Below are 22,723 nucleotides of genomic sequence, written 5' to 3'. Positions count from 1 at the left end.
ACTGATTTGGTCGGATAAATTTATACTTGAGCGAAACGATCAAGTATTTCCTTCTCCCCGAGCATCATGAGACTGACCACCAAAGGCCGTTTTGCGGTAACCGCCATGATCGACTTGGCCATGCGCCAGGATCAGGGGCCCGTCACGCTCGCTGGCATCAGCCAGCGCCAGAAAATCTCTCTGTCCTACCTGGAGCAGCTGTTTGGCAAGCTGCGCCGGCACGAGATCGTGGAAAGCGTGCGCGGTCCGGGGGGTGGCTACAGCCTCGCCCGCAAGGCCGAGGACGTCACCGTGGCGGACATCATCATCGCCGTGGACGAGCCACTGGACGCCACGCAGTGCGGCGGGAAGGGCAATTGTAACGGAGATGACGGATCCGGGCGATGCATGACCCACGAGCTGTGGGCCACGCTGAACCAGAAGATGGTCGAGTACCTCGACTCCGTCTCCCTGAAGAACCTCGTTGACCAGCAGCGCGCCCGCCAGCCGGCGGTGCTGCACGACATGCGCGAAGACGCCGCGCAGCCCGTGCCGGTGACGCGCAGCAAGGCCGAGAAGCAGGAAAAGCCGGCGCGCCCCCGCGTGGTGAACTCGGTGTTCAGCCTCGCGCAGTCCTGAGCAGATTTCAGATAGTTGGTTTAAACTATCGGTAGACAGTAAGCGATTAGCGGTCCCTATAAGGCAGTCATAACGATGAGCACCCCACATTTCCCCATCTACATGGATTATTCGGCCACGACGCCGGTGGACCCGCGCGTAGCCGACAAGATGATTCCGTACCTGCGCGAGCAGTTCGGCAATCCGGCCTCGCGTAGCCACGCCTATGGCTGGGAAGCCGAGCGCGCGGTCGAAGAAGCGCGTGAGCAGGTGGCCGCGCTGGTGGGCGCCGATCCGCGCGAGATCGTGTGGACGTCGGGCGCAACCGAGTCGAACAACCTGGCCATCAAGGGTGCCGCGAACTTCTACTCGGGCAAGGGCAAGCATCTGATTACGGTGAAGACCGAGCACAAGGCGGTGCTGGACACCACCCGCGAGCTCGAACGCCAGGGCTTCGAGGTGACCTACCTCGACGTCAAGGACGACGGCCTGATCGACATGGACGTGTTCCAGCAGGCGATTCGCCCGGATACGATCCTGGTGTCGGTGATGCTGGTGAACAACGAGATCGGCGTGATCCAGGACGTGGCGCAGATCGGCGAAATTTGCCGCGCCAAGGGCATCATCTTCCATTGCGATGCGGCCCAGGCCACCGGCAAGGTCACCATCGACCTGAACACGCTGAAGTGCGACCTGATGTCGTTCTCGGCCCACAAGACCTACGGCCCGAAGGGCGTGGGCGCGCTGTATGTACGTCGCAAGCCGCGTGTGCGGATTGAGGCGCAAATGCACGGCGGTGGTCACGAGCGCGGCATGCGTTCGGGCACGCTGGCCACGCACCAGATCGTCGGCATGGGCGAAGCGTTCCGCCTGGCCCGCGAGGAAATGGCCACCGAGAACGAACGGATCCGCATGCTGCGTGACCGCCTGTGGCGCGGCCTGTCGGGCATGGAAGAGGTGTACCTGAACGGCTCGCTGGAACACCGCGTGCCGCACAACCTGAACGTGAGCTTCAACTTCGTGGAAGGCGAGTCCCTGATCATGGCGATCAAGGACGTGGCCGTGTCGTCGGGCTCGGCCTGCACGTCGGCCTCGCTGGAGCCGTCGTACGTACTGCGCGCCCTGGGCCGTAACGACGAACTGGCGCACAGCTCCATCCGTTTCACGGTGGGCCGCTTCACCACCGAGCAGGAGATCGACTACACGATCGAACTGCTGAAGAACAAGATCGGCAAGCTGCGCGACCTGTCGCCGCTGTGGGAAATGTTCAAGGACGGTGTCGACCTGAACTCGATCCAGTGGGCCGCCCACTGAGCAGCGCCCAAAACAATAACGACCCCCATTCAAGATTCGTCAGAGGTAGCCAAAATGTCTTACAGCAACAAGGTTCTCGACCACTATGAAAATCCGCGCAACGTCGGTTCGTTCGACAAGAACGACGACGCGGTGGGCACCGGCATGGTCGGCGCTCCGGCCTGCGGCGACGTGATGAAGCTGCAGATCAAGGTGAATGAGGCGGGCGTGATCGAAGACGCCAAGTTCAAGACTTACGGTTGCGGCTCGGCCATCGCGTCGTCGTCGCTGGTGACCGAATGGGTCAAGGGCAAGACCGTCGACCAGGCCCTTGAGATCAAGAACACGCACATCGCCGAGGAACTGGCGCTGCCGCCGGTGAAGATCCACTGCTCGATCCTGGCCGAGGACGCCATCAAGGCGGCGGTCGACGACTACAAGAAGAAGCACGGCGTTCCCGCCGCGCAGCAGGCTGCCTGATCGGCGGACTGGCTTTTTCGTTGGAAACTGCCGCGCCCGGCGCATTGGCCGGACGCGGTGTCTGACAGCAAGGCAACGATGATCACAATGACCGAAAAGGCGGCGAAGCACGTCGCCCGCTACCTGGAACGCCGCGGCAAGGGCGTGGGCCTGCGCGTGGGTGTGAAGACCACCGGCTGCTCCGGCCTGGCGTACAAGCTTGAATACGTGGACGAAGTGCTACCCGAGGACCAGGTCTTCGAGACGCGGGGCCTCAAGGTGATCGTCGACCCGAAAAGTCTGCCGTACATCGACGGCACTGAACTGGACTTCGCACGCGAAGGGTTGAACGAGGGTTTCCGCTTCAACAACCCGAACGTCAAGGACGAGTGCGGCTGCGGCGAGTCGTTCCGGGTCTGATATCCGGCGACGTGCTGAAGTGCGCTGAAGTGCAATGAAGTGCGAAAGGGGGGCGGCGTGGCCGCTCCTTTTTGTTGGGGAAGGTTTTGAAAGACGATTTTTTCTCGCTGTTCGGCTTGCCGGTGCGCTTCGGTGTGGATCAAGCATCACTCGATGAAGCCTACCGCACCGTGCAGTCTCAGGCCCATCCGGACCGCTTTGCCAACGCCGGCGACGCCGAGCGGCGCGTGGCGATGCAATGGGCCGCGCACGCCAACGAAGCCTATCGCACGCTGCGCCAGCCGCTGAAGCGCGCCATCTACCTGCTCACGCTGCGCGGCGTGGACATCCAGGCGGAGAACAATACCGCCATGGCCCCGGCCTTCCTGATGCAGCAGATGGAATGGCGCGAGGCGCTGCAGGAAGCGGTGGAAGACCGCGCAACGGACCGGCTCGACGGCCTGCTGCGCGACCTGCGCCAGGAACGGCGCGAGCGCCTGGAGGCGCTCGGCGCGCTGCTCGATGCCGGCAGCAATGAGGCAGCCGGCGCTGCGGCGCGGCAATTGATGTTTATCGAGAAGATCGAACACGACGCCAGCGAGGCGATCGACCGGCTGGAAAACTAGGCGAATCGCCAGTCTCCCGGCACGGTCCTCCCCGGCGAAGTCCGGACATCGCCCCACAAGAACACGCGAAGAATCATCATGGCACTGCTCCAGATTTCCGAACCCGGCATGTCGCCGGCCCCGCACCAGCGGCGCCTGGCAGTCGGTATCGACCTTGGCACCACCAACTCGCTGGTGGCTGCCGTGCGCAACAGCATTCCCGAAGTGTTGTCCGACGAGCGCGGCCGTCCGCTGCTGCCCTCGGTCGTGCGCTACCTGCCGGACCGTACGGCCCACATCGGCTATCGCGCGCAGGACGAAGCCGTGCGCGATCCCAAGAACACCATCGTCTCCGTCAAGCGTTTCATGGGCCGTGGCCTGCGCGACGTGGCCAATATCGAGCACAGCCCGTACGACTTCGTCGATGCGCCGGGCATGGTGCAGATCAAGACTGCCGCCGGGGTGAAGAGCCCGGTGGAGGTGTCGGCCGAGATCCTGGCGACGCTGCGTCAGCGCGCCGAGGATTCGCTTGGCGACGATCTCGTCGGCGCCGTGATCACGGTGCCGGCCTATTTCGATGACGCCCAGCGCCAGGCCACCAAGGACGCGGCCCAACTGGCCGGCCTGGAGGTGCTGCGCCTGCTCAACGAGCCGACCGCGGCGGCCATTGCCTACGGCCTCGACAACGCGGCCGAAGGGATTTACGCGGTTTACGATCTCGGCGGCGGCACCTTCGACATCTCCGTGCTCAAGCTGACCAAGGGCGTGTTCGAAGTGATGTCCACCGGCGGTGACTCCGCGCTTGGTGGTGACGATTTCGATCAGCGCCTGCTGTGCTGGATCGTGGAACAGGCCGGCCTGCAGCCGCTGTCCGCCGAAGACACCCGGCTGCTGATGGTGCGCGCCCGTGCCGCCAAGGAAGCCTTGTCCGAGAGCGACAGCACGGTGATCGACGCGGTGCTGGCCAGTGGCGAGATCGTTCACCTGCCGCTGTCCGCCTCGGTTTTCAACGATATTACGAAGCATCTGGTGCAGAAAACGCTGGCGCCGGCGCGGAAGGCGCTGCGCGATGCCGGCGTCGAGACGCAGGACGTGAAGGGCGTCGTGCTGGTGGGCGGTGCCACGCGCATGCCGTCGATCCGCAAGGCTGTGGGCGACTACTTCGGCCAGACGCCGCTGACCAACCTCGATCCGGACAAGGTTGTGGCCCTCGGCGCCGCCATGCAGGCCAACCTGCTGGCCGGCAACCACGCGCCCGGCGAGGACTGGCTGCTGCTCGACGTGATTCCGCTCTCGCTGGGCGTGGAAACGATGGGCGGACTGGTCGAGAAGATCATCCCGCGCAACAGCACGATTCCCGTGGCACGCGCCCAGGAATTCACGACGTTCAAGGACGGCCAGACCGCGATCGCGATCCACGTGCTTCAGGGCGAGCGCGAATTGGCGAGCGATTGCCGCTCGCTGGCGCGCTTCGAGCTGCGCGGCATTCCGCCGATGGTGGCCGGTGCCGCGCGGATCCGCGTGACCTATCAGGTGGATGCCGACGGCCTGCTGTCGGTGGCCGCGCGCGAGATGCACTCGGGCGTGGAGGCGTCAGTCTCGGTCAAGCCGTCCTACGGCCTGGCTGACGACGACATCGCGCGCATGCTGCAGGACAGCTTCCGCGAGGCCGAGCACGACATGAAGACCCGCGCGCTGGCCGAGGAACGCGTGGAAGCCGAACGGCTGGTGGAAGCCACCACGCGCGCGCTCGAGGTGGACGGCGACCTGCTGACCGCCGAGGAGCGCGCGAGCGTGGAAGTGCTGATGGCCAATGTGCGACAGATTGCAACAGGCGACGACCACCACGCGATCAAGACCGCCGTGGAGCGGTTGTCGCATGGCACGGACGAATTTGCCGCACGCCGCATGGACCGCTCGATCAAGAGCGCGCTGGCGGGGCGCAAGGTGCAGGAGCTCGGCTGAGCCGCACCGAATTGAGAATAGTCATACCAGGACAGACATGGCACAAATCATCGTATTGCCTCACGTGGAACTGTGCCCCGAGGGGGCCGTGTTCGAGGCACCCCAGGGCACCAGCATTTGCGACGCGCTGCTGAGCCAGGGCATCAACATCGAGCACGCCTGCGAGAAGTCTTGCGCCTGCACCACGTGCCACGTGGTAGTGCGCGAAGGCTTCCATTCGCTGGAAGACGCCGAGGAAAAGGAAGAAGACCTGCTCGACAAGGCCTGGGGCCTGGAGCCGAACTCGCGCCTGTCTTGCCAGGCGCTGGTGGCGGACGCGGATCTGACCGTAGAAATTCCAAAATACACGATCAACCACGCCAAGGAAGGCCACTGAGATGAAATGGACTGACACCTTCGACATCGCCGCGGCGCTCTACGACAAGTACCCCGAGGTGGACCCAGTGACGGTCCGCTTCACGCAACTGCGCCAGTGGGTCCTTGAACTGGACGGCTTCGACGACCTGCCCGAGCGCTCGGGTGAGAAGATTCTCGAGGCGATCCAGGCTGCGTGGATCGAGGAAGCGGCGTAAGGCTGCACCTATCGTAGATCGATGAAAAACGGCCGCGCTGGCATCCACCAGCGCGGCCGTTTCGCTTTCCCAGGGGAAGCGCTTACCCCCGCTTACCCCGTTACCAGCACGCCACGTTCCATGTGGACACGCTGGCCCACATCGACCCCCGGCGGGTTCTTGTAGGTGAAGGTACGGCGCGTGCCATCGTCCATCTGCACGCTGACGCGGTAGGCCTTGTCCTTGTTCACGTGCTTCTCGACCACGTTGCCGGCGTAACCGCCCGCCGCCGCACCGGCTACGGTGCCGAGAATCCGGCCGTTGCCGCTGCCGATCTGGTTGCCGAGCAGGCCGCCCACCACGGCGCCGCCGACCGCGCCCACGCCGCTGGTGGGCTTCTCCGATTCCACGACGCTCACGGCCGTGACGCGGCCAGCCGTATGGCTGGGCCGGGTGGCGGGACGCTCCTCGGCCTGAGCCTGCTGCGCGGGCGGCTCGTTACGCGCCTGCTGGGATTGTTGGGATTGCTGGGCCTGTTGAGCCTGTTGGGCGTCATAAGCCGGCGGGCGGGTGGTCGAACCCGGCGGGGGGGTAATGGACTGGGTGGCGACCGGGGCCGGGTAGTCGGCTGGCCCCTGGTTCGCCTTCGTGAGCGGCAACACGCCGGTCACGGCCGCCACCGCGGTCAGGCTGGCCACCACTACGGCGACTGCCGCGGCGCCGACCAGCGGGTGCAGGCGGCGCTGGGGCGGCAGCGGCGGGGTGGGCGAATTCGACGGATGGGCGGTAGCGGGAGTGGGGTGCTGCATTTGTTGTTCTCCGGGTGACCGGACTTGCCGGTCGATACCCCAAGTGTGGCCGAATCGCGCCCCGATTGCCGTTCGATTTTGTAAGCATTCGTAGCGCGGAAAACCCTTGTCAATCATAGGTTTGTCGCGCTATCGGAGTGCGTCCTACAGGCGCTCCAGTAACAAATTGGCTCATGGAAGCGGGCGCTCCCTCTAACATTTTCCCTCATCCTCAAGCCCGTAAGTACATGCGAAGGGGTCGTACCATTTGTTCTTTCCATAGTAGACGTAGACCTTATCGCCTCCGTGCGTCCATACCAGTGTTGCCGTCCCGCCGGAATATAGGCTCCACGCCCCGGTACTGCTGTCCCCGAACACGACGGTGCCCGTGGCATAACATGGGGAGTAGTAGTCGTGGAGCACCATGCGCGCCTGGACAGGGTATATCTTGGAAAAGAAGTTCTTTACCTGCGTCACCGTTGGCCGGAATCTCTTGCATAGCTCGGCTGTCCGCGGATCTCCATCTGGTAGCGATTGGCCGACTTCTTCAATCACCACTTTTCTGACATCTCTGGCTGAGCAAAGCGCGGCCGTCATGCACAGCAAAACAAAGGCAGCGGATCTCAAGAGGGGAAGAGTTCTTGATCTCACCATTTTGCGGTCCTCGCTTCGGTCAGGTTCTTGTAGGAAATATCGGGGTGCCGATAGACTTCCCGCGCCGCCACCGCAAAGGTGTCCATGAGCTCTGAGATCAGCCAGTCCAATGAAGAGTTTTGAGCGGCAGTTACATCCTCGTAAACTTCCTTGTTCTTGGGTCCGATGGCCATGCCTACCAGCTCTATGCCTATCGAGTCATGATTGGATGGAAATCGGTTGGGCCATTTTTTCTTTACTTCGTGTCGATGTAGCGCACCAGTTCCGAGCTTGGATATCTTGTCTAGCTCGATGGGAGAGCACTGTTTGGTCAAAATGCAGCGCGACCGGAGTCGTCCGACGTGATTCGTCACTCTCCGCAAGGATGCGGTTTGATAGATGATGCCGTCCTTGTCTATCAAGAAGTGAGCGCCATTGGCCGCAACATCGCCATAGCTGTTAAATGTATGGGACGACTCCGGGGCGCTTGTCTGGTGTACAACGATCCCATTTACGGTATCCATCGGTCCGCGCTCGATCTTCGGGAAAATCTTCACCCTCACTCGCTCCGCGTCGACATGCCCTTGCTTCGTAATAAATAGCATCCTCGCTCCTGGTTAGGTCGCCCTTATCAACTGGGGGCGGCCATCAACCTAGCAGGAGCGAACACAGGGAAACAATCGCTGATTCCTTAAACCGCGGGTACAGAGACGTTCGCATTTCGGTCGCCACAAAGACAAACCCCACACTCGAAAAAGTGTGGGGTTTGTCAGTGGTCTGCCACCTGCCACGCATGYGGTGGGTTGTCTGGGTGCGTACCTGCGGTTCAGTCCTCGCGGCGCAGGTGCGGGAACAGGATGACGTCGCGGATGTTCGGGCTGTCGGTCAGCAGCATCACCAGACGGTCGATGCCGATGCCGCAGCCACCCGTCGGAGGCATGCCGTACTCGAGCGCGCGGATGTAGTCGGCGTCGAAGTACATCGCTTCCTCGTCGCCGGCGTCCTTCTGCTCCACCTGCTTGCGGAAGCGGTCAGCCTGATCCTCGGCATCGTTCAATTCCGAGAAGCCGTTAGCGATCTCGCGGCCCGTGATGAACAGCTCGAAACGCTCGGTGATGCCCGGCAACGTGTCCGAGGCGCGCGCCAGCGGCGACACTTCGACGGGGTAATCGACGATAAAGGTCGGCTCCCACAGTTGGCTCTCGGCCGTTTCCTCAAACAGCACCAGCTGCAGCGTGCCGAGGCCGGCGTTCAGGAACTGCGGCGCGCTCGTATTCACGCCAAATTTCTTCAGTTCGGTGCGCAGGAAATCGGCATCGGTCAGTTGCGCGTCGGTGTACTCGGGCGCGAACTTCTGGATCGCCTGGCAGATCGTCAGGCGATGGAACGGCTTGGCGAGATCCAACTCGCGGCCCTGGTAGGTCACCGTGGCGCTGCCGCGCGCATCGATGGCCGCCTGGCGGATCAGGTTCTCGGTGAAGTCCATCAGCCAGCGGTAGTCCGTGTAGGCCGCGTAGAACTCCATCATCGTGAACTCGGGGTTGTGGCGCGGGCTCACCCCTTCGTTACGGAAATTACGATTGATCTCGAACACGCGCTCGAAGCCGCCGACGACCAGGCGCTTCAGATACAGCTCGGGCGCGATGCGCAGGAACATCTGCATGTCCAGCGCGTTGTGGTGCGTAATGAAAGGCTTGGCCGCCGCACCGCCCGGAATCGGGTGCAGCATCGGCGTTTCCACTTCCATGAAACCGGCGTCGGCCATATGGCGGCGCAGCGACGAAATGGCGTTTGTACGAGCCCGGAACGTGGCGCGTGTCTCGGGCGAGACGATCAGGTCCACATAGCGCTGGCGGTACTTGGTCTCCTGGTCGGCCAGGCCGTGGAACTTGTCCGGCAGCGGGCGCAGCGACTTCGACAGCAGGCGTAGTTCGCGCACCTGCACCGACAGCTCACCCTTGTTGGTGCGGAACAGCTCGCCGCGCGCGCTGATGATGTCGCCCAGGTCCCAGTGCTTGAACGCGGCGTAGACGTCTTCGCCCACCTTGTCACGCGTGACGTAGAACTGGATCTGGCCGCTGCCGTCCTGCACGGTCGCAAAGCTGGCCTTGCCCATCACGCGCTTGAGCATCATCCGGCCGGCGATGGCCACTTCCACGGGCTGCGCTTCCAGCGTGGCCTGGTCGGTCTCGCCGTGCTCGGCGTGGAGCGCGGCGGCCTGATGCGTCGGGCGGAAGTCGTTGGGGAAGGCCACGCCTTGCTGGCGCAGGGCCTGCAGTTTCTCGCGCCGCTCCGCGATGATCTTGTTCTCGTCGGCGGCAGGCGTATCGGCGGCTGGGGCGCGGGTCGGTTCGGTCATGATGTGTCGGTGGATCGCTCCGGCTTGGCGCCGGCGCGGTTCGGTTCAGTTCGGTTCAGTAATTGCGGATGTCGTCGAGTTCGGTCTTGCCGAAGTCGGGACGATCCAGGTAAGCCACGATGCGCCGCGCCGTGTCTTCGGGCGAGGCGAGCTGGTCGTTGGCCTTGAGATCGCGGAAGCGCTGCACGGCCGCGAAGTCCGCACCGCGGATGGTTTCCTGCATGTCGGTATCGACCACGCCCGGCGCCAGCGCCACGGCGCGCACCGCGCGCGGCTCCGGCACGCTCGCGTACTCGGCGTTAACCGAGCGGATGAACATGTCGAGCGCGGCCTTGCCGGCGCAATAGGCGCTCCAGCCCGGCACCGGGTTGCGCGCGGCGCCCGACGAGATCGCCAGCACCTTGCGCGCGCAGTCAAAGCGGGCAGTATGCTCGATGAACGCGCCAGTCATGGTCATCGGCGTGGCCAGGTTGGTCAGCAGATGGGGGATGAGCGTGGTCTCGTGCAGCGCCGTGATCGGGCCAATCGGCTCTACCACGCCGGCATTGAGGATCAGCGTCACGCTGGCCGGGGCATCGTCCACGGCATCAAGCACGCTGCCCAGCCAGCCGGCGGCCGCGCTGGGCTGGGACAGGTCCTGCAGGTGCCAGGCCACCGGCACGCCGCTGGCGGCGATATCCGCCTCCAGTTCGGGGCTGCGGCTGCGCGCCACGCAGATCACCCGGTTGCCCGGTTTCAGCAACGCGCGGGTCAGTGCCGCGCCCAGGCCGCGCGATGCGCCCGTGACGATATAGAGATGGATACCTGCGCTCATGGTGCCCCGGATGTCCTGGTGGTCTTGGTGGTTCGAAGTTGAAGCGGAATGCGTCGAAGTTGGCCGGCGGAAACCGGCGCGCCACCCCGGGGGCGGCGCGCCGGTCTGCTTACAGGCCCTGTTTCAGGCTGGCCTCGATGAACGGATCGAGGTCGCCGTCCAGCACCTTCTGGGTGTTGGACATTTCCACATTGGTGCGCAGGTCCTTGATCCGGCTCTGGTCCAGCACATACGAGCGGATCTGGTGGCCCCAGCCCACATCGGTCTTGCCGGCTTCGAGCTTGTCGGCCTCGGCCTGACGCTTGCGCATCTCATGCTCGTACAGGCGCGACTTCAGCATCGACATGGCCTCGGCACGGTTACGGTGCTGCGAACGGTCGTTCTGGCACTGCACGACGATGCCGGTGGGGATGTGGGTAATCCGCACCGCAGAATCGGTCTTGTTGATGTGCTGCCCGCCCGCGCCCGATGCGCGGTAGGTATCCACGCGCAGGTCGGCCGGATTGACTTCCACCTCGAACGAATCGTCCACCTCGGGGTAGACGAACACCGACGAGAACGACGTATGGCGGCCGCCCGACGAATCGAACGGCGACTTGCGCACCAGGCGGTGCACGCCGGTCTCGGTACGCAGGTAGCCGAACGCGTAGTCGCCCTCGATCTTGATGGTGGCGCTCTTGATGCCGGCCACGTCGCCCTCGGACTCTTCGAGCACCTCGGCCTTGAAGCCCTTGCGCTCGCAGTACTTCAGGTACTGGCGCAGCAGCATCGACGCCCAGTCGCACGCTTCCGTGCCGCCGGCGCCGGCCTGGATGTCGATGAAGGCGTTGGCCTGGTCCATCTCGCCCGAGAACATGCGGCGGAATTCCATGCCGGCCACGATCTCCTCGAAGCCCTTGACGTCGGTTTCGATGGATTCGAGCGTTTCATCGTCGCCTTCCTCGCGCGCGAGCTCGAACAGCTCGTCGGCGCCAGTCAGGTCGTCCGTCAGCTTGCCGAGGACCTGTACCACGGCCTCGAGCGCTTTCTTTTCCTTACCCAGGTCCTGGGCCCGCTTGGGGTTGTTCCAGACCTCGGGGTCTTCCAGCTCGCCGTTGACTTCGTCCAGGCGTCCTACTTTGACATCGTAGTCAAAGATACCCCCGTAGATCTTCCGTCCGGGAACGGAGATCGGAGATGGCACCGGAGATGGCGTTGAGGCGTTCTGCTTCCATGATGTTCCTGCGCTTCCAAAACCTTGAATTATAGCGGATTGGCGCCGTAAATCCCGGGAGGGATCGTCGCGTGTGGCGAACCGTTCGCGATGCGAACGGTCTACCAGGGGATCGCGGCGCCACTTGGCAACACTTCGGCGACAATATCGGTGAATAACAGGAGTGAACTCGGACGCATGACAGCAAGCAACTTCGCCAGACCAGACGTGTCCGCGGCCCGCCGCCGCGCGCTGGGCCGCCTTGGCGCGGCAACGATGGCCACGCTCACGGCCACGCTGCTCGCCGCCTGTGGCACGACACCGACAGAACCGGCGCCGGACGGTTTCTACCGCGTGGAACGCGGCGACACCATGTACTCGATCGCCCGGCGCAACCGGCGCTCCGTGGCCGAACTGGCCCGCTGGAACGACCTGACGGACACCAACCAGATCGAGGTCGGGCAACTGATCCGGGTGCGGCCGCCAGCCGCGGCGGCGGCAGCGTCGGCATCGGCACCGTCCAAATCATCGGAAAAATCTGAAAATTCGGCCAAACAGGCCGATACCGCGCCATCGCGCCCGCCGGCCAACGCCATCAAGCTGCAATGGCCGGCCGACGGCCGCGTGACGGGCCGCTTCGCCCTGCCGGCCGAGAAGGGCCTGCGGATCGAGGTGCCGGCCAACGGCAAGGTCCGCGCTGCCGCCAGCGGCTGGGCCATCCACGTCGGCACCCTGCGCGGCTACGGCATGCTGGTGATCGTGAAGCACAGCGACGACTGGCTGACCGTGTACGGCAACCTCGACAAACCGCTGGTCAAGGAAGGCGCCCGCATCACCACGGGGCAGGAAATCGGCAGCATGGCCGGCGCGGCCGAACTGCACTTCGAGGTGCGCGGCAACGGCAAGCCGGTGAATCCAGCCACCTACCTGCCGGCGCGCGGGTAGGGAGATTGCCTGCGGCAGGCTATTGGGCGCCTGGATCTTTCGGTTTGGGCGCCTTGAATGGCTTGATCACGTATTTCTCGCCATGCTTGCGGCAGTCATTGGCGACGGCGCGCCACCAGGCTTCGGTGACGAGGTAGGTGCTGCCGTTGATGTCGGCGGGGGTGGGGACGGTGTCCCGGCCCAATTTCAAGGTGCGATTCGCAGCCGTCAACCCGATGTCACGCATATCCCGATACAGATTTCCCCGCCATAGCATGAGGGTTTGCTCCTCGTCCCATAGCACCCAAGCTTGGGACGTGCCGTCTGGCCATTTGTAGCCAACGGCGCAGAAGCGATTGGTTCGACCATTCTTTCCGGAGCTCAATAGAACATGCTTCATGGCGTGGAGTGGCTGTCGATAATAGGGATTCGTTGATACCTTAATTCGGCTGCTCGCCACTTCGGCAATGCCAGGCGGCAGCGGGCCTGCTGCCTGGGTGCTGAGGCAGGCGAAGGCCAGTATCACGGGCAAGATGAATCGTTGCTTCATCGCCTTGCCTCCAGTGCTCCGCTGGTGTTCGGCGTCAATTGAGCCAGGAATGCGTCGGTCAGGGTATAGAAGTCCTGGCCGCCCTTGGCGCGAAACTTGACGAAGTTGTGCCCTGGGCTATCCGAGCCTTCAGTTTTCCATGCGTATAGCTTCTTGGGGCAAGGGTCGGCGCCGGCCTTCGTGCCCTTGGAGACGGCGATAGCATGTTCCACAAAGATCTGATGAGATCTGTAACGATTGTCTGCACCATCGTGCGCCAGATTGAGTATGGCGTTCAGTGTGACGTTCTGCGCTGGAGCCAGTTGTGGATATTGCTCAAAGCCTTCGACCTGTCGTTGAGCCTTGATCAGCGTGGTCAAAGTGGAGGCGCCCCGAGCGGAGAAGTGTTGCGGCCCCAACTTCAGACGGTTCCGAAGTACGTGCACCATCCACTGCATGCTCTCCAGCGACTCATCCAGGCTCACAAACTTGGGATGGCTCGGGGCGGCGTTCTCGACAATGAACATCCGCGCGGGAATCCCTGCCTCGGTATCCGCTTCCGGGAGCTTGAGTCGCGGCTCAAGCTCCACGGTCAGCCGTGCCGTATTGCTGTCCTTATGTTGCAGTCGCCCCTGTGCGTCTGTTACGTAAGCGTCCAGATGGACGACGCGTCGGCTGACGATGCTGTGATCCTGCACTTCCAGTCGGAGCACCTGCTCGGCTCTTCTGTCATCGACCCTTAGCGGCACGACGCTTAGGACGCTGTCAGTACTCCGGAGAACGAGGTGTTTCCTATGTGGACCGAGTCCGGAAACCTTGAACTGGAGTCGATTCCCCGGAAAGAGGGTGATTTGCGCGCCGAGTGGCGCGCCGTTGCTGCGCAGGAGTTTGGCCATATTGCTTCAACCATGAGGGAGGAAGCGGCCATTGTTCAGGCCCGCGACTGCGCGCGTAAATCGTAGAACAGCGGAAATGTGTACCAGTTTTCCGCAGTCCCGCCAGCGTCTGCCGATTTACTGCGCGTGTTCGATCACCAGTTGCACGCGCGTGACCCCGTTGAAGGTGTTGTTGTCCAGCCGGTAGGCCACCGTCGCGCTGGCGCCGTCGAGGGCGTCGGCGTGGTTGAACCAGATCGCGTCGAAGCGTTGGCTGCCGCGCCCCAGTTGCAGCTTCAGATGCTTGCCCTTGAGCACGGTCTGGCGCAGGACATCGAATTCCCCGCAGAACGTGGGGGGCGGGAAGCCCTGGCCCCAGACCTGACCTTCTAGCAATGCGACGAATTCCGGGCTGAAGCACGATTCCTCGATGTCGCCATCGGTCTCGATCACGCGCGCCAGCTGGTCGTCCGTCAGCCATTCGCGGCCAACGGCTTCGAACGCCGACATGAAGGTGTCGAAGTCGGCCGAGCGTACGGTCAGGCCAGCCGCCATCGCATGTCCGCCAAATTTCACGAGCAGGCCGGGGTGCCGCTTCGACACCAGATCGAGCGCATCGCGCAGGTGGAACCCGGGGATCGAGCGGCCCGAGCCCTTGATGTGTTCCTCGTCGCCCGGTGCGAAAGTGATGGTCGGGCGGTGGAATTTCTCCTTGAGCCGCGACGCCACGATGCCGATGACCCCCTGGTGCCAGGTGTCGTTGAACACGCTGAGCGTGTAGCGCGATGCCGGATCCAGTCCCGCCAGCGGCTGTTCCAGGATCTGCAGGGCCTCCTGCTGCATGCCGGCCTCGATATCGCGCCGCTCGCGGTTCATGCCGTCCAGTTCCTGGGCGATTTCCCACGCGCGGTTCGGGTCGTCGGTCAGCAGGCATTCGATGCCGAGCGACATGTCGGCGAGCCGTCCCGCCGCATTGAGCCGGGGACCCAGGCCGAAACCAAGGTCGAACGTGTTCGCCCGCGTGGCCTCACGCCCGGCCGCGCGGAACAGCGCCGCCACGCCCGGATGCATGCGCCCGGCGCGCATCCGGCGCAGCCCCTGGGCCACGAGGATGCGGTTGTTGGTGTCCAGCTTCACAACGTCCGCGACGGTACCGAGCGCGACGAGGTCAAGCAGGGTTTGCAGCGGCGGCTGGGTCGCCTGGGTGAACGCGCCACGCCGGCGCAGCTCCGCACGCAGGGCCAGCAACACGTAGAACATCACGCCCACGCCCGCCAGGTTCTTGCTCGGGAACTCGCAGCCGGGCTGGTTTGGGTTGACGATGACCGCCGCCTCCGGCAGCTCCGCGCCGGGGAGGTGGTGATCGGTCACCACCACGTCGATGCCGAGCGCATTGGCCGCCGCCACGCCGTCGACCGATGCAATGCCGTTGTCGACGGTGACGATGACGTCCGGCTGCTGCTGGGCGGCCAGCGCCACGATCTCGGGCGTCAGCCCGTAGCCGTACTCGAAGCGGTTCGGTACGATGAAATCCACGCGCGCGCCGAGCATCCGTAGCCCGCGCACGCCCACGGCGCAGGCCGTGGCGCCGTCGCAGTCGTAGTCGGCCACGATCAGCAGCTTGCGGTTGGCGGCGATGGCATCGGCCAGATACTCGGCCGCGTGGCCGATGCCCTTCATCGTCGTGGGCGGTGTCAGTTCCGGCAGTTCGGTGGCCAGTTCGGACGGATGCAGCACGCCGCGCGCCGACAGGATGCGGGCCAGCGTGGGGTGCAGGCCCGACTTGGCCAGCACATCGGCGTGGGGTTCGGAATAAGAGCGGATGGCGATCCGGGTCATGGTCGTTCGTCCAGAAAAGCGGGCGCGAAAGCGGAAAACGCGCGGATCAGGCCACCATGGCCAAGTCGGAAAGCAGGGCGCGCCAGTCGCCGCGCGCGCCCATGCCACGCCAGAACTTGCGCAGGTCGGCACGCCGCACGGTGAACTCGGCGTAGTGGTTGTCGCCGCCCAGCACGAGGGTGACGCCCATGATGCGGCCATCGGCCAAGGCCGCCAGTACCGGGGTGAACCACTCGGCGTCGAGCGCGTGCATGCGCTCGAGCCAGAGGCCCCAGTCCTGGGCGATATGGGCCTCGGTGGCGGTGTCGAGCATCGCCATGACATGGCCGTCGGCCTTCGCAATTTCCTCGAATTTGGCTGGCTGCGGGTCAAGCAGGCTATCGCTGGCGAGGGCCAGGCCAGCCAGGAACGGGTCGTCCGTCAGCACGGCGTCGGCCAGCCGGTTGACGAGGCTCAGCTTGCCCCCGCCGTGGAGCCACACTGAATTGATGGTCAGGCGGCCCTCGGCCTCGCGCGCCTGGTTGACCGGATGGTCGTGCCAGGTCATCTGGATCTCGTTCTGGAGGCGTCGCCAGTCGCGCGCCCGCGCGCCGGCTTGCAGCCAGATGTCGATATTGCGGCCCGTGGCGCGCACCGGCGTGGTGGCTTCCAGCTCGCCGAATACATCGTCGGCCACATACCAGCGGGCGGGGTGGGGCGCGTCCAGCGCAATGCCGGACTCACGGAGCAGGTCGTCGATGGCGGCGCGCAGCGCAGCGGCCTCGTCGGGGCGGATCTCAAGCTGGTCCGGATGCATCAACACAAGGTGATCCCGCGCCGCGTGGATATGAACCGGCTGGAGGCAGGCCCAGCCCTGATCGCCGTTCTCTTCCCGGATCAGGGCGGCGGCAGGCGGCGCCTGGGCGGGGTCCGGCAGGCGGTCCGCGGCACGTTGCCGCAGGTCGGCCAGGCGCATAAAAGGCGCAGTCGGCACCTGCCGGGTGTCCAGGCCGGCCCGGCCGGCCAGCCAGCGCTCCTGCGGCAGGGTGCGCAGGAACGGATCGTCGTGGGTCTCGCGCGGGCCCGGGGCGGCGCGGGTGAGCAACTTTCCGAGCGCCGGCAACTCCAACTGCCGCAGCAGCGCGCTGGAGACGACGTCGTCCGCGGCGTCGTTGCCGGCGCCAGGCGGGACGGAAAAGGGCACAATCAGGGTCAGGTGCGTCATCATGGTTGCCGAGATTGTAAACTTCCGGCTGGCCGGCGCCAGTTTTCCGTCACCCAAGGGGGCGGATGGCCCGCCGGCGCGACTTCCGAACAACAGGATTCCTCTTGAACTTTCCCTACGAGTGGCAGATCGGCTGGCGATACACCCGCGCAAGCAAGCGCGCCAGCCGCAATACGTTCATTTCGTTCATTTCCATGATCTCGATGTTTGGCATCGCCCTCGGTGTGGCGGCGCTGATTGTCGTGCTGTCGGTCATGAACGGCTTCCAGAAGGAAGTGCGGGACCGCATGCTGTCGGTCCTCGCCCATATCGAGGTCATCGCCCCAGGACCGTTGCCCGACTGGCACAAGACCGCCGCCGAGGCCATGCGGAACAAGGAAGTGGTGGGGGCGGCGCCCTACGTGGCCGCCCAGGCCATGCTCACCCGCGAAGACGCGGTGCGCGGCGTGCTGCTGCGTGGTGTGGATCCTGCCGAGGAGCCGAAGGTCTCCGACGTGGGCAACCAGTTCCGCGCCGGCAGCATGAACGCGCTGGTGCCGGGCGGCTTTGGCATCGCGCTCGGCAATGAACTGGCCAACGCCATGGGCGTGCGCGTCGGCGACAAGGTGACGCTGGTGGCGCCGCAGGGCACCATCACGCCGGCCGGCGTACTGCCGCGGCTCAAGCAGTTCACCGTAGTTGGCGTGTTTTCGTCCGGCCACTACGAGTTCGACAGCGCCCTGGCCCTGATCGACATCGAGGACGCCGAAACACTGTTCCGCCAGTCCGGCCCCACCGGTGTGCGGCTCAAGCTGTCCGACATGCAGCGGGCCCCCCAGGTGGCCCAGGAGCTGGCCGGCACGATGAGCGGCGAGCTGTACCTGCGCGACTGGTCCAAGCAGAACCGCAACTGGTTCGCCGCCGTTCAGACCGAGAAGCGCATGATGTTCATCATCCTGACGCTGATCATCGCCGTGGCGGCGTTCAACCTCGTCTCCACGCTGGTCATGACCGTGACCGACAAGCAGGCCGACATCGCCATCCTGCGCACAATGGGCGCCCAGCCGCGCTCGATCATGAAGATCTTCATCGTCCAGGGCGTGGCGATCGGCTTCATCGGCACCGTCCTCGGCGTGCTCGGCGGCACGCTGATCGCGACCAATATCGACGTAATCGTGCCCTTTATCGAACGGGTGCTGCATGTGCAGTTCCTGCCACGTGATATCTATTTCATTAGCGAACTGCCTTCGGACCCCCGCGTGAACGACATCGCCACCATCGGCATCATCTCCTTCGTGCTGGCCACCCTGGCCACGATCTACCCCAGCTGGCGCGCCGCGCGCGTGAACCCGGCGGAGGCGCTGCGCTATGAGTGACACCTCCCTGCTCCAGGAAGCCGCCGCTCTCCCGGCAGTGCCCGGCCTCGTCGTGCAGGCCGGCACGCCGGTGCTTGTGGCCGAGGGCCTGTCCAAGCGTTTCCGCCAGGGTGGCCTCGACGTGGACGTCCTGCGCGGCGTAGACGTGTGCGTGGACGCTGGCGAGAAGGTTGCCATCGTCGGCGCGTCCGGCTCCGGCAAGTCCACGCTGCTGCACGTGCTGGGAGGGCTGGACAACCCCGACGCCGGCCGCGTTGCACTGCTCGGCAAGCCGTTCACCTCGCTGCGCGAGAGCGAGCGGAATACCGTCCGCAACCGCGCGCTCGGCTTCGTCTACCAATTCCACCACCTGCTGCCCGAATTCACCGCGCTGGACAACGTCGCCATGCCGATGCGCATCCGTGGCCTCAAGGAACGCGAGGCGCGCGCCGCCGCGCAAGCCATGCTCGAGCGCGTGGGCCTGGGCGGGCGGGCAAAGCACCGTCCCGGCGAGCTGTCCGGCGGCGAGCGCCAGCGCGTGGCCGTCGCCCGCGCGCTGGTCGGCCAGCCGGCCTGCGTGCTGGCCGACGAGCCCACCGGCAACCTCGACGACCACACGGCCGGCGGCGTGTACGACCTGATGCTCGAACTGTCGCGTACGCTCGGCACGAGCTTCGTCATCGTCACCCACGACACGGACCTCGCTGGCCGCTGCGACCGCGTGTTGCGCCTGCGCGACGGGCACCTGCACCGCGAACGCTGACCGGACATCGGTCCTCACCCCAACCGACCCACCGCCCCGCGCCCCCACCATGTGGATCGATACCCACTGCCACCTCGACGCCAGCGAGTTCGATAGCGACCGCGCGGGCGTCACGCGCGCGGCGGCCGAGGCTGGCGTCTCGGGCATTGTGCTGCCTGCCGTGGCGGTGTCCAACTTCGATGCCGTGCGCGCGCTGGCCCATGCCGGCACCGAGGCGGACGGCGCCCCCTGTGTCTACGCGCTCGGCATCCATCCCCTCTGCACACCTGGCGCCGGGCAGCAGGATCTGGACGAATTGCGACGCCAGGTAGCCGCGTCGATGGACGATCCGCGCTTCGTCGCCATCGGCGAAATCGGCCTCGACTTCTTCGTCCCGGGCCTGGACGTCGCCCATCAGACGTGGCTCTACACCGAGCAGGTGAAGATCGCGCGCGACTTCGATCTTCCCGTGCTGCTGCACGTGCGCAAGTCGCAGGACCAAGTCTATGCGCAACTGCGCCGCGTGGGCGTGCGGCAGGGCATTGCACACGCCTTCAACGGCAGCCACGAACAGGCGCGCCGCTATGTCGAGCACGGCATGAAGCTCGGCTTCGGCGGCAACCTGACCTTCTCTCGCGCCAAACAGATCCGCCGGCTTGCGGCGGAATTGCCGCTCGAGGCCATCGTGCTCGAGACCGACGCGCCCGACATCGCGCCGGCCTGGCTCTCCGACGACCAGTTCGGCGAGCAGCACAAAGCGCGCAACACACCGGGCGAGGTGGTGGGCGTGGCGCGAGTACTCGGCGAACTGCGTGGCGTGCCGGAAGCTGAGCTGGCGCAGGCCATGTGGCGCAACTCGGTGGCGGCGCTGCCGCGTCTGGCGGCGTTTGCAGACATCATGGCGCCGCGCTGAACGCGTGGCAAGACGCCGGCCGCCGTTTTAACAAACTTCCACAAAAACACATCATTCGTTAACGTTTTGGCGCCATCGCGCACAGTACAAATACGCCATCGGAAAGCGTTGTCCTGGAGGTGTGATGCGAGCTGTGCTGATGGCGTTCGTCGCTGGTTGCTGGTGGCTCCAGCAGCAGGCCGTATTGCCGTCGGCGTGGCGGTGGTGGTGGCAGGCGCTGACGGGGGCCATCGGCGTGGCGGCGCTGACGTACGTCGTGCGTTGTCGTCATGGGGATACGCCTGTTGTCAGGCGGTGGATGTGGCGCGCGGCGGTGGTGGCGCTCGCGTGCGCGGCGGGGTTCGGGTGGGCGGCATGGCACGCCGACAGCAGGATGGCGGATTGGCTGGACCCCGCGCTGGCGGGGCGTGACATCGCGCTGCAGGGCATGGTTGCCGGGCTGCCCGATGCGGCAAGCCAGGGCACGCGCTTCCTGTTCGCGGTAACCGGGTCGCATGAGGCGCGCCTGCCGCCACGGGTTTTGCTCACCTGGCGCGATCCGCCGGAGGCGTTGCAGCCGGGGCAGCGCTATCGGCTGACGGTCAGGCTGCGGCGGCCACGCGGGCTGGCCAATCCATATGGCTTCGACTACGCGTACTGGCTGTTGGGCGAGGGCATCGGTGCGACGGGCTATGTGCGGGACGGCGCGCCGCAGGCGGAGGCGGGGCCGTTGCCATGGGCGATTCACGTGCAGGCGTGGCGGGCGGGCTTGCGGGACCGGCTTCGTGCGGCGCTGCCGCCGGATGCGCGCTTCGGGGCCGTGCTCGTGGCGCTGGTGATCGGCGACCAGCGCGGTATCGCCACCGAGGACTGGGAGGTGTTTCGACGGACCGGCATCTCCCATCTGGTCAGCATTTCCGGTTTGCACATCACGATGATCTCGGGCGCAGCTGGCGCTTTGGCCCTGGGGTTGTGGCGGAGGTCGTTCGGGCTGGGGCGGCGGCTGCGCCGGCCCTTGCCGCTGATCTGGCCCGCGCAGCAGGCGGCGCTCGTGGTGGCGATACTGACCGCCTTGGGTTATGGACTGATCGCCGGGATGCAGGTGCCGGCGATGCGAACCGTGTGCATGCTCGCCGTGGCGGCGCTGGCATTGTGGAGTGGCCGGGCGCCGCCGGCATCGGTCGTGCTCGCGTGGGCGGCGGGCGTGGCGGTGGCGATTGACCCCTGGGCCGTGATGTCGCCCGGGTTCTGGCTGTCATTCGGTGCGGTGGCGGCGATCTTTCTTGCCGCGCGGGAACCGCCGCAGCGGGCGAGGGCGGAGGGGCGGTGGCACAGGGCGAGGGCGGCTGTGGGGGCAACGCTGACGGGCGCCGCACGCACGCAGTGGGCGGTGACAGTCGGGCTCGTGCCGCTGACGCTGCTGCTGTTTGGGCAGGTGTCGGTGGTGTCCTGTCTTGCCAATGCTGTCGCCATTCCGGTGGTGAGCTTGCTCGTCACGCCGTTGGCGCTGGCGGGTGCTGTGCTGCCGGTGATTGTGGCCAGGCCGCTGCTGGCGGTCGCGCATACGACGATGACGTGGTTGTCCGATGCGCTCGCCTGGCTTGCGGCGCCAGCGTGGGCCGTTTGGGAAGCGGCGCAGGCGGGACCCGTCTGGATGGTGTTGGCGTCTGCCGGGGTGGTGTTCGTGTTGATGCCTCGCGAGCGGGCGCCGGATGTTCGGGCGGCAACGCCTTTGCGCGGCGCGCGGCCTGCTCGGCCCGCACGGCGTACGTGTCCGGCGGTGCGCGCACCGCCACGCTGGTGTGGGGCGTTGCTGATGATGCCGATGCTACTGGCGGGCCGGACGCCCGTACCGGAAGGGGAGGTCCGTGTCACGGCGCTCGATGTCGGGCAGGGCACGGCGGTGCTGGTCGAAACCAAGGCGCATGCGCTGCTCTATGACACGGGGCCGGGATACCCGTCGGGGGCCAGTGCCGGCGGGCAAGTTATCGTGCCGTGGCTGCGGGCGATGGGCGTGCGGCGGCTCGATGCGCTGATGGTCAGTCACGAAGATGCGGACCATGCCGGCGGCGTGCGCGAGGTGCTGGCCGCGGTGCCGGTGGGGCGGCGGCTGACGGGGGCGCCGCTCGATCACGGGCTCCTGATCGGATCGGCGCCGACAAAAGGCGGTGTGGCGAGCAATGCGGCGCCATGGCAGCCATGCGAGGCTGGCGCGGCATGGACGTGGAATGGCGTGCGCTTCGCCATCCTGCATCCGTCAGTGTCGGACCTCGGCAGCGCGCGGCTGGCGAGCAATGCACGCAGTTGCGTGTTGCGCGTGGCCACGGCGCACCGCAGCTTGCTGCTGACTGGCGACATTGGCGTGCGCGAGGAACAGGGGTTGATTGCCGCGGTGCCGCCGGAGGATCTGCGTGCCGATGTCCTGCTGGTGCCGCACCATGGCAGCGGCACGTCGTCGGGCGCGGCGTTCCTGCGTGCGGTGCAGCCAGAGGCGGCGGTGTTTCAGCTCGGATATGGCAACCGCTACCGGCATCCGCGCGACGATGTCTGGCGGCGGTATGGGCGCCAAGGCATCGCGCGGTATCGGACGGATGAAACGGGCGCGGTGTCGATCGTCACGGCGGGGTCGCGACTGGCGATTTCGTCATTCCGGCAGCGGGAGCGGCGGTACTGGCGCGATGCACCGGCGGCGCCGCGTTAGGCGTCGGCGCCAGCCCGGGTTGTCTCGG

The 22,723-nt window shown here is 65.5% G+C and carries 22 protein-coding genes; 13 read left to right on the top strand and 9 right to left on the bottom strand.

From position 1 onward, the window contains the following. The first annotated feature begins 66 nt into the window (after positions 1-66). The 8 genes from iscR to iscX all read left to right on the top strand — a co-directional run bounded on the left by iscR (position 67) and on the right by iscX (position 5,890). The gene (gene iscR, locus AC1DP9_RS05530) at positions 67-618 is read left to right on the top strand and encodes a Fe-S cluster assembly transcriptional regulator IscR (protein ID WP_144196102.1); all 552 of its coding nucleotides are present in this window, start codon (positions 67-69) and stop codon (positions 616-618) included. 69 nt (positions 619-687) lie between these two features. Next, positions 688-1,911 (top strand): IscS subfamily cysteine desulfurase, encoded by a 1,224-nt coding sequence (locus AC1DP9_RS05525; protein WP_304441456.1) that lies wholly within the window; start codon positions 688-690, stop codon positions 1,909-1,911. A gap of 54 nt (positions 1,912-1,965) precedes the next feature. Then, the gene (gene iscU, locus AC1DP9_RS05520; RefSeq protein ID WP_092292573.1) at positions 1,966-2,370 is read left to right on the top strand and encodes a Fe-S cluster assembly scaffold IscU; all 405 of its coding nucleotides are present in this window, start codon (positions 1,966-1,968) and stop codon (positions 2,368-2,370) included. A gap of 78 nt (positions 2,371-2,448) precedes the next feature. Beyond that, on the top strand, positions 2,449-2,769 hold the full coding sequence (gene iscA / locus AC1DP9_RS05515) for an iron-sulfur cluster assembly protein IscA (protein WP_092292575.1): 321 nt from the start codon (positions 2,449-2,451) through the stop codon (positions 2,767-2,769). Positions 2,770-2,855: 86 nt separating this feature from the next. After that, the gene (gene hscB, locus AC1DP9_RS05510) at positions 2,856-3,374 is read left to right on the top strand and encodes a Fe-S protein assembly co-chaperone HscB (protein WP_477105044.1); all 519 of its coding nucleotides are present in this window, start codon (positions 2,856-2,858) and stop codon (positions 3,372-3,374) included. A gap of 78 nt (positions 3,375-3,452) precedes the next feature. Next, the gene (hscA, locus tag AC1DP9_RS05505) at positions 3,453-5,318 is read left to right on the top strand and encodes a Fe-S protein assembly chaperone HscA (protein ID WP_092292579.1); all 1,866 of its coding nucleotides are present in this window, start codon (positions 3,453-3,455) and stop codon (positions 5,316-5,318) included. Positions 5,319-5,355: 37 nt separating this feature from the next. After that, complete coding sequence (fdx, locus tag AC1DP9_RS05500; RefSeq protein ID WP_477106811.1) at positions 5,356-5,694, top strand: ISC system 2Fe-2S type ferredoxin; 339 nt, start codon at positions 5,356-5,358, stop codon at positions 5,692-5,694. 1 nt (position 5,695) lies between these two features. Then, the gene (iscX, locus tag AC1DP9_RS05495; RefSeq protein ID WP_092292583.1) at positions 5,696-5,890 is read left to right on the top strand and encodes a Fe-S cluster assembly protein IscX; all 195 of its coding nucleotides are present in this window, start codon (positions 5,696-5,698) and stop codon (positions 5,888-5,890) included. 92 nt (positions 5,891-5,982) lie between these two features. On the opposite strand, the gene AC1DP9_RS05490 is transcribed toward iscX, so the two are convergent. The 5 genes from AC1DP9_RS05490 to prfB all read right to left on the bottom strand — a co-directional run bounded on the left by AC1DP9_RS05490 (position 5,983) and on the right by prfB (position 11,677). Continuing rightward, entirely contained in the window at positions 5,983-6,678 is a 696-nt protein-coding gene (locus AC1DP9_RS05490) for a glycine zipper 2TM domain-containing protein (RefSeq protein WP_092292585.1), read from the bottom strand. A gap of 626 nt (positions 6,679-7,304) precedes the next feature. After that, on the bottom strand, positions 7,305-7,895 hold the full coding sequence (locus tag AC1DP9_RS05485; RefSeq protein WP_441592048.1) for a peptidoglycan recognition protein family protein: 591 nt from the start codon (positions 7,893-7,895) through the stop codon (positions 7,305-7,307). Positions 7,896-8,116: 221 nt separating this feature from the next. Further along, positions 8,117-9,649, bottom strand: a complete 1,533-nt coding sequence (gene lysS / locus AC1DP9_RS05480) for a lysine--tRNA ligase (protein WP_092292589.1) — start codon at positions 9,647-9,649, stop codon at positions 8,117-8,119. A gap of 55 nt (positions 9,650-9,704) precedes the next feature. Then, positions 9,705-10,463 carry an SDR family oxidoreductase gene (locus AC1DP9_RS05475; RefSeq protein WP_477106810.1) on the bottom strand — a complete coding sequence of 253 codons (759 nt, stop codon included), beginning with the start codon at positions 10,461-10,463 and terminating at the stop codon, positions 9,705-9,707. 109 nt (positions 10,464-10,572) lie between these two features. Continuing rightward, positions 10,573-11,677 (bottom strand): peptide chain release factor 2 gene (prfB, locus tag AC1DP9_RS05470; RefSeq protein ID WP_143093866.1). Its coding sequence is split into 2 segments (ribosomal slippage): positions 10,573-11,595 and positions 11,597-11,677, totalling 1,104 coding nucleotides; the frame shifts between segments, so codons are not numbered across the junction. Positions 11,678-11,853: 176 nt separating this feature from the next. On the opposite strand from prfB, the gene AC1DP9_RS05465 reads away from it, so the two are divergent. Continuing rightward, positions 11,854-12,600 (top strand): M23 family metallopeptidase, encoded by a 747-nt coding sequence (locus AC1DP9_RS05465; protein ID WP_092292596.1) that lies wholly within the window; start codon positions 11,854-11,856, stop codon positions 12,598-12,600. A gap of 19 nt (positions 12,601-12,619) precedes the next feature. Here AC1DP9_RS05465 and AC1DP9_RS05460 read toward each other — a convergent pair whose 3' ends face one another. From AC1DP9_RS05460 to AC1DP9_RS05445, 4 genes are all read right to left on the bottom strand, one after another. Then, entirely contained in the window at positions 12,620-13,129 is a 510-nt protein-coding gene (locus AC1DP9_RS05460; RefSeq protein WP_477106809.1) for a hypothetical protein, read from the bottom strand. Continuing rightward, positions 13,126-14,004, bottom strand: coding sequence for a hypothetical protein (locus AC1DP9_RS05455; protein WP_477106808.1), 879 nt, complete (start codon positions 14,002-14,004; stop codon positions 13,126-13,128). Before AC1DP9_RS05455 ends, AC1DP9_RS05460 begins: the two co-directional genes overlap by 4 nt. A 117-nt stretch (positions 14,005-14,121) precedes the next feature. Continuing rightward, complete coding sequence (recJ, locus tag AC1DP9_RS05450) at positions 14,122-15,822, bottom strand: single-stranded-DNA-specific exonuclease RecJ (protein WP_441592054.1); 1,701 nt, start codon at positions 15,820-15,822, stop codon at positions 14,122-14,124. 46 nt (positions 15,823-15,868) lie between these two features. Then, positions 15,869-17,029 (bottom strand): hypothetical protein, encoded by a 1,161-nt coding sequence (locus tag AC1DP9_RS05445; protein ID WP_477106807.1) that lies wholly within the window; start codon positions 17,027-17,029, stop codon positions 15,869-15,871. A 101-nt stretch (positions 17,030-17,130) separates the two neighbouring features. Here AC1DP9_RS05445 and AC1DP9_RS05440 point away from each other — a divergent pair, with 101 nt between their 5' ends. The 4 genes from AC1DP9_RS05440 to AC1DP9_RS05425 all read left to right on the top strand — a co-directional run bounded on the left by AC1DP9_RS05440 (position 17,131) and on the right by AC1DP9_RS05425 (position 22,695). Next, positions 17,131-18,381: a lipoprotein-releasing ABC transporter permease subunit gene (locus AC1DP9_RS05440; RefSeq protein ID WP_092292604.1), complete on the top strand. Its 1,251-nt coding sequence runs from the start codon at positions 17,131-17,133 to the stop codon at positions 18,379-18,381. After that, a complete protein-coding gene (gene lolD / locus AC1DP9_RS05435) occupies positions 18,374-19,123 on the top strand; it encodes a lipoprotein-releasing ABC transporter ATP-binding protein LolD (RefSeq protein ID WP_477106806.1) in 750 nt (249 codons plus the stop codon). The genes AC1DP9_RS05440 and lolD overlap by 8 nt, the downstream gene beginning before the upstream one ends. Before the next feature lie 49 nt (positions 19,124-19,172). Next, positions 19,173-20,015 (top strand): TatD family hydrolase, encoded by an 843-nt coding sequence (locus AC1DP9_RS05430; protein WP_092292608.1) that lies wholly within the window; start codon positions 19,173-19,175, stop codon positions 20,013-20,015. Between the two features lie 124 nt (positions 20,016-20,139). Beyond that, entirely contained in the window at positions 20,140-22,695 is a 2,556-nt protein-coding gene (locus AC1DP9_RS05425; protein WP_477106805.1) for a DNA internalization-related competence protein ComEC/Rec2, read from the top strand. Positions 22,696-22,723 lie beyond the last annotated feature (28 nt).

The organism is Cupriavidus sp. 01L43, assembly GCF_056399925.1.
The sequence above is the reverse complement of the archived record's forward strand: the minus strand, read 5'-3'. Positions and strand labels throughout refer to the sequence as shown.

Excerpts from the sequence above, each read along its gene's own strand:
- iscR (WP_144196102.1), top strand. The coding sequence starts at position 67 with ATGAGACTGACCACCAAAGGCCGTTTTGCGGTAACCGCCATGATCGAC.
- iscU (WP_092292573.1), top strand. The coding sequence starts at position 1,966 with ATGTCTTACAGCAACAAGGTTCTCGACCACTATGAAAATCCGCGCAAC.
- iscA (WP_092292575.1), top strand. The coding sequence starts at position 2,449 with ATGATCACAATGACCGAAAAGGCGGCGAAGCACGTCGCCCGCTACCTG.
- hscA (WP_092292579.1), top strand. The coding sequence starts at position 3,453 with ATGGCACTGCTCCAGATTTCCGAACCCGGCATGTCGCCGGCCCCGCAC.
- fdx (WP_477106811.1), top strand. The coding sequence starts at position 5,356 with ATGGCACAAATCATCGTATTGCCTCACGTGGAACTGTGCCCCGAGGGG.
- iscX (WP_092292583.1), top strand. The coding sequence starts at position 5,696 with ATGAAATGGACTGACACCTTCGACATCGCCGCGGCGCTCTACGACAAG.
- AC1DP9_RS05490 (WP_092292585.1), bottom strand. The coding sequence starts at position 6,678 with ATGCAGCACCCCACTCCCGCTACCGCCCATCCGTCGAATTCGCCCACC.
- AC1DP9_RS05485 (WP_441592048.1), bottom strand. The coding sequence starts at position 7,895 with ATGCTATTTATTACGAAGCAAGGGCATGTCGACGCGGAGCGAGTGAGG.
- lysS (WP_092292589.1), bottom strand. The coding sequence starts at position 9,649 with ATGACCGAACCGACCCGCGCCCCAGCCGCCGATACGCCTGCCGCCGAC.
- AC1DP9_RS05475 (WP_477106810.1), bottom strand. The coding sequence starts at position 10,463 with ATGAGCGCAGGTATCCATCTCTATATCGTCACGGGCGCATCGCGCGGC.
- AC1DP9_RS05465 (WP_092292596.1), top strand. The coding sequence starts at position 11,854 with ATGACAGCAAGCAACTTCGCCAGACCAGACGTGTCCGCGGCCCGCCGC.
- AC1DP9_RS05460 (WP_477106809.1), bottom strand. The coding sequence starts at position 13,129 with ATGAAGCAACGATTCATCTTGCCCGTGATACTGGCCTTCGCCTGCCTC.
- AC1DP9_RS05455 (WP_477106808.1), bottom strand. The coding sequence starts at position 14,004 with ATGGCCAAACTCCTGCGCAGCAACGGCGCGCCACTCGGCGCGCAAATC.
- recJ (WP_441592054.1), bottom strand. The coding sequence starts at position 15,822 with ATGACCCGGATCGCCATCCGCTCTTATTCCGAACCCCACGCCGATGTG.
- AC1DP9_RS05445 (WP_477106807.1), bottom strand. The coding sequence starts at position 17,029 with ATGATGACGCACCTGACCCTGATTGTGCCCTTTTCCGTCCCGCCTGGC.
- lolD (WP_477106806.1), top strand. The coding sequence starts at position 18,374 with ATGAGTGACACCTCCCTGCTCCAGGAAGCCGCCGCTCTCCCGGCAGTG.
- AC1DP9_RS05430 (WP_092292608.1), top strand. The coding sequence starts at position 19,173 with ATGTGGATCGATACCCACTGCCACCTCGACGCCAGCGAGTTCGATAGC.
- AC1DP9_RS05425 (WP_477106805.1), top strand. The coding sequence starts at position 20,140 with ATGCGAGCTGTGCTGATGGCGTTCGTCGCTGGTTGCTGGTGGCTCCAG.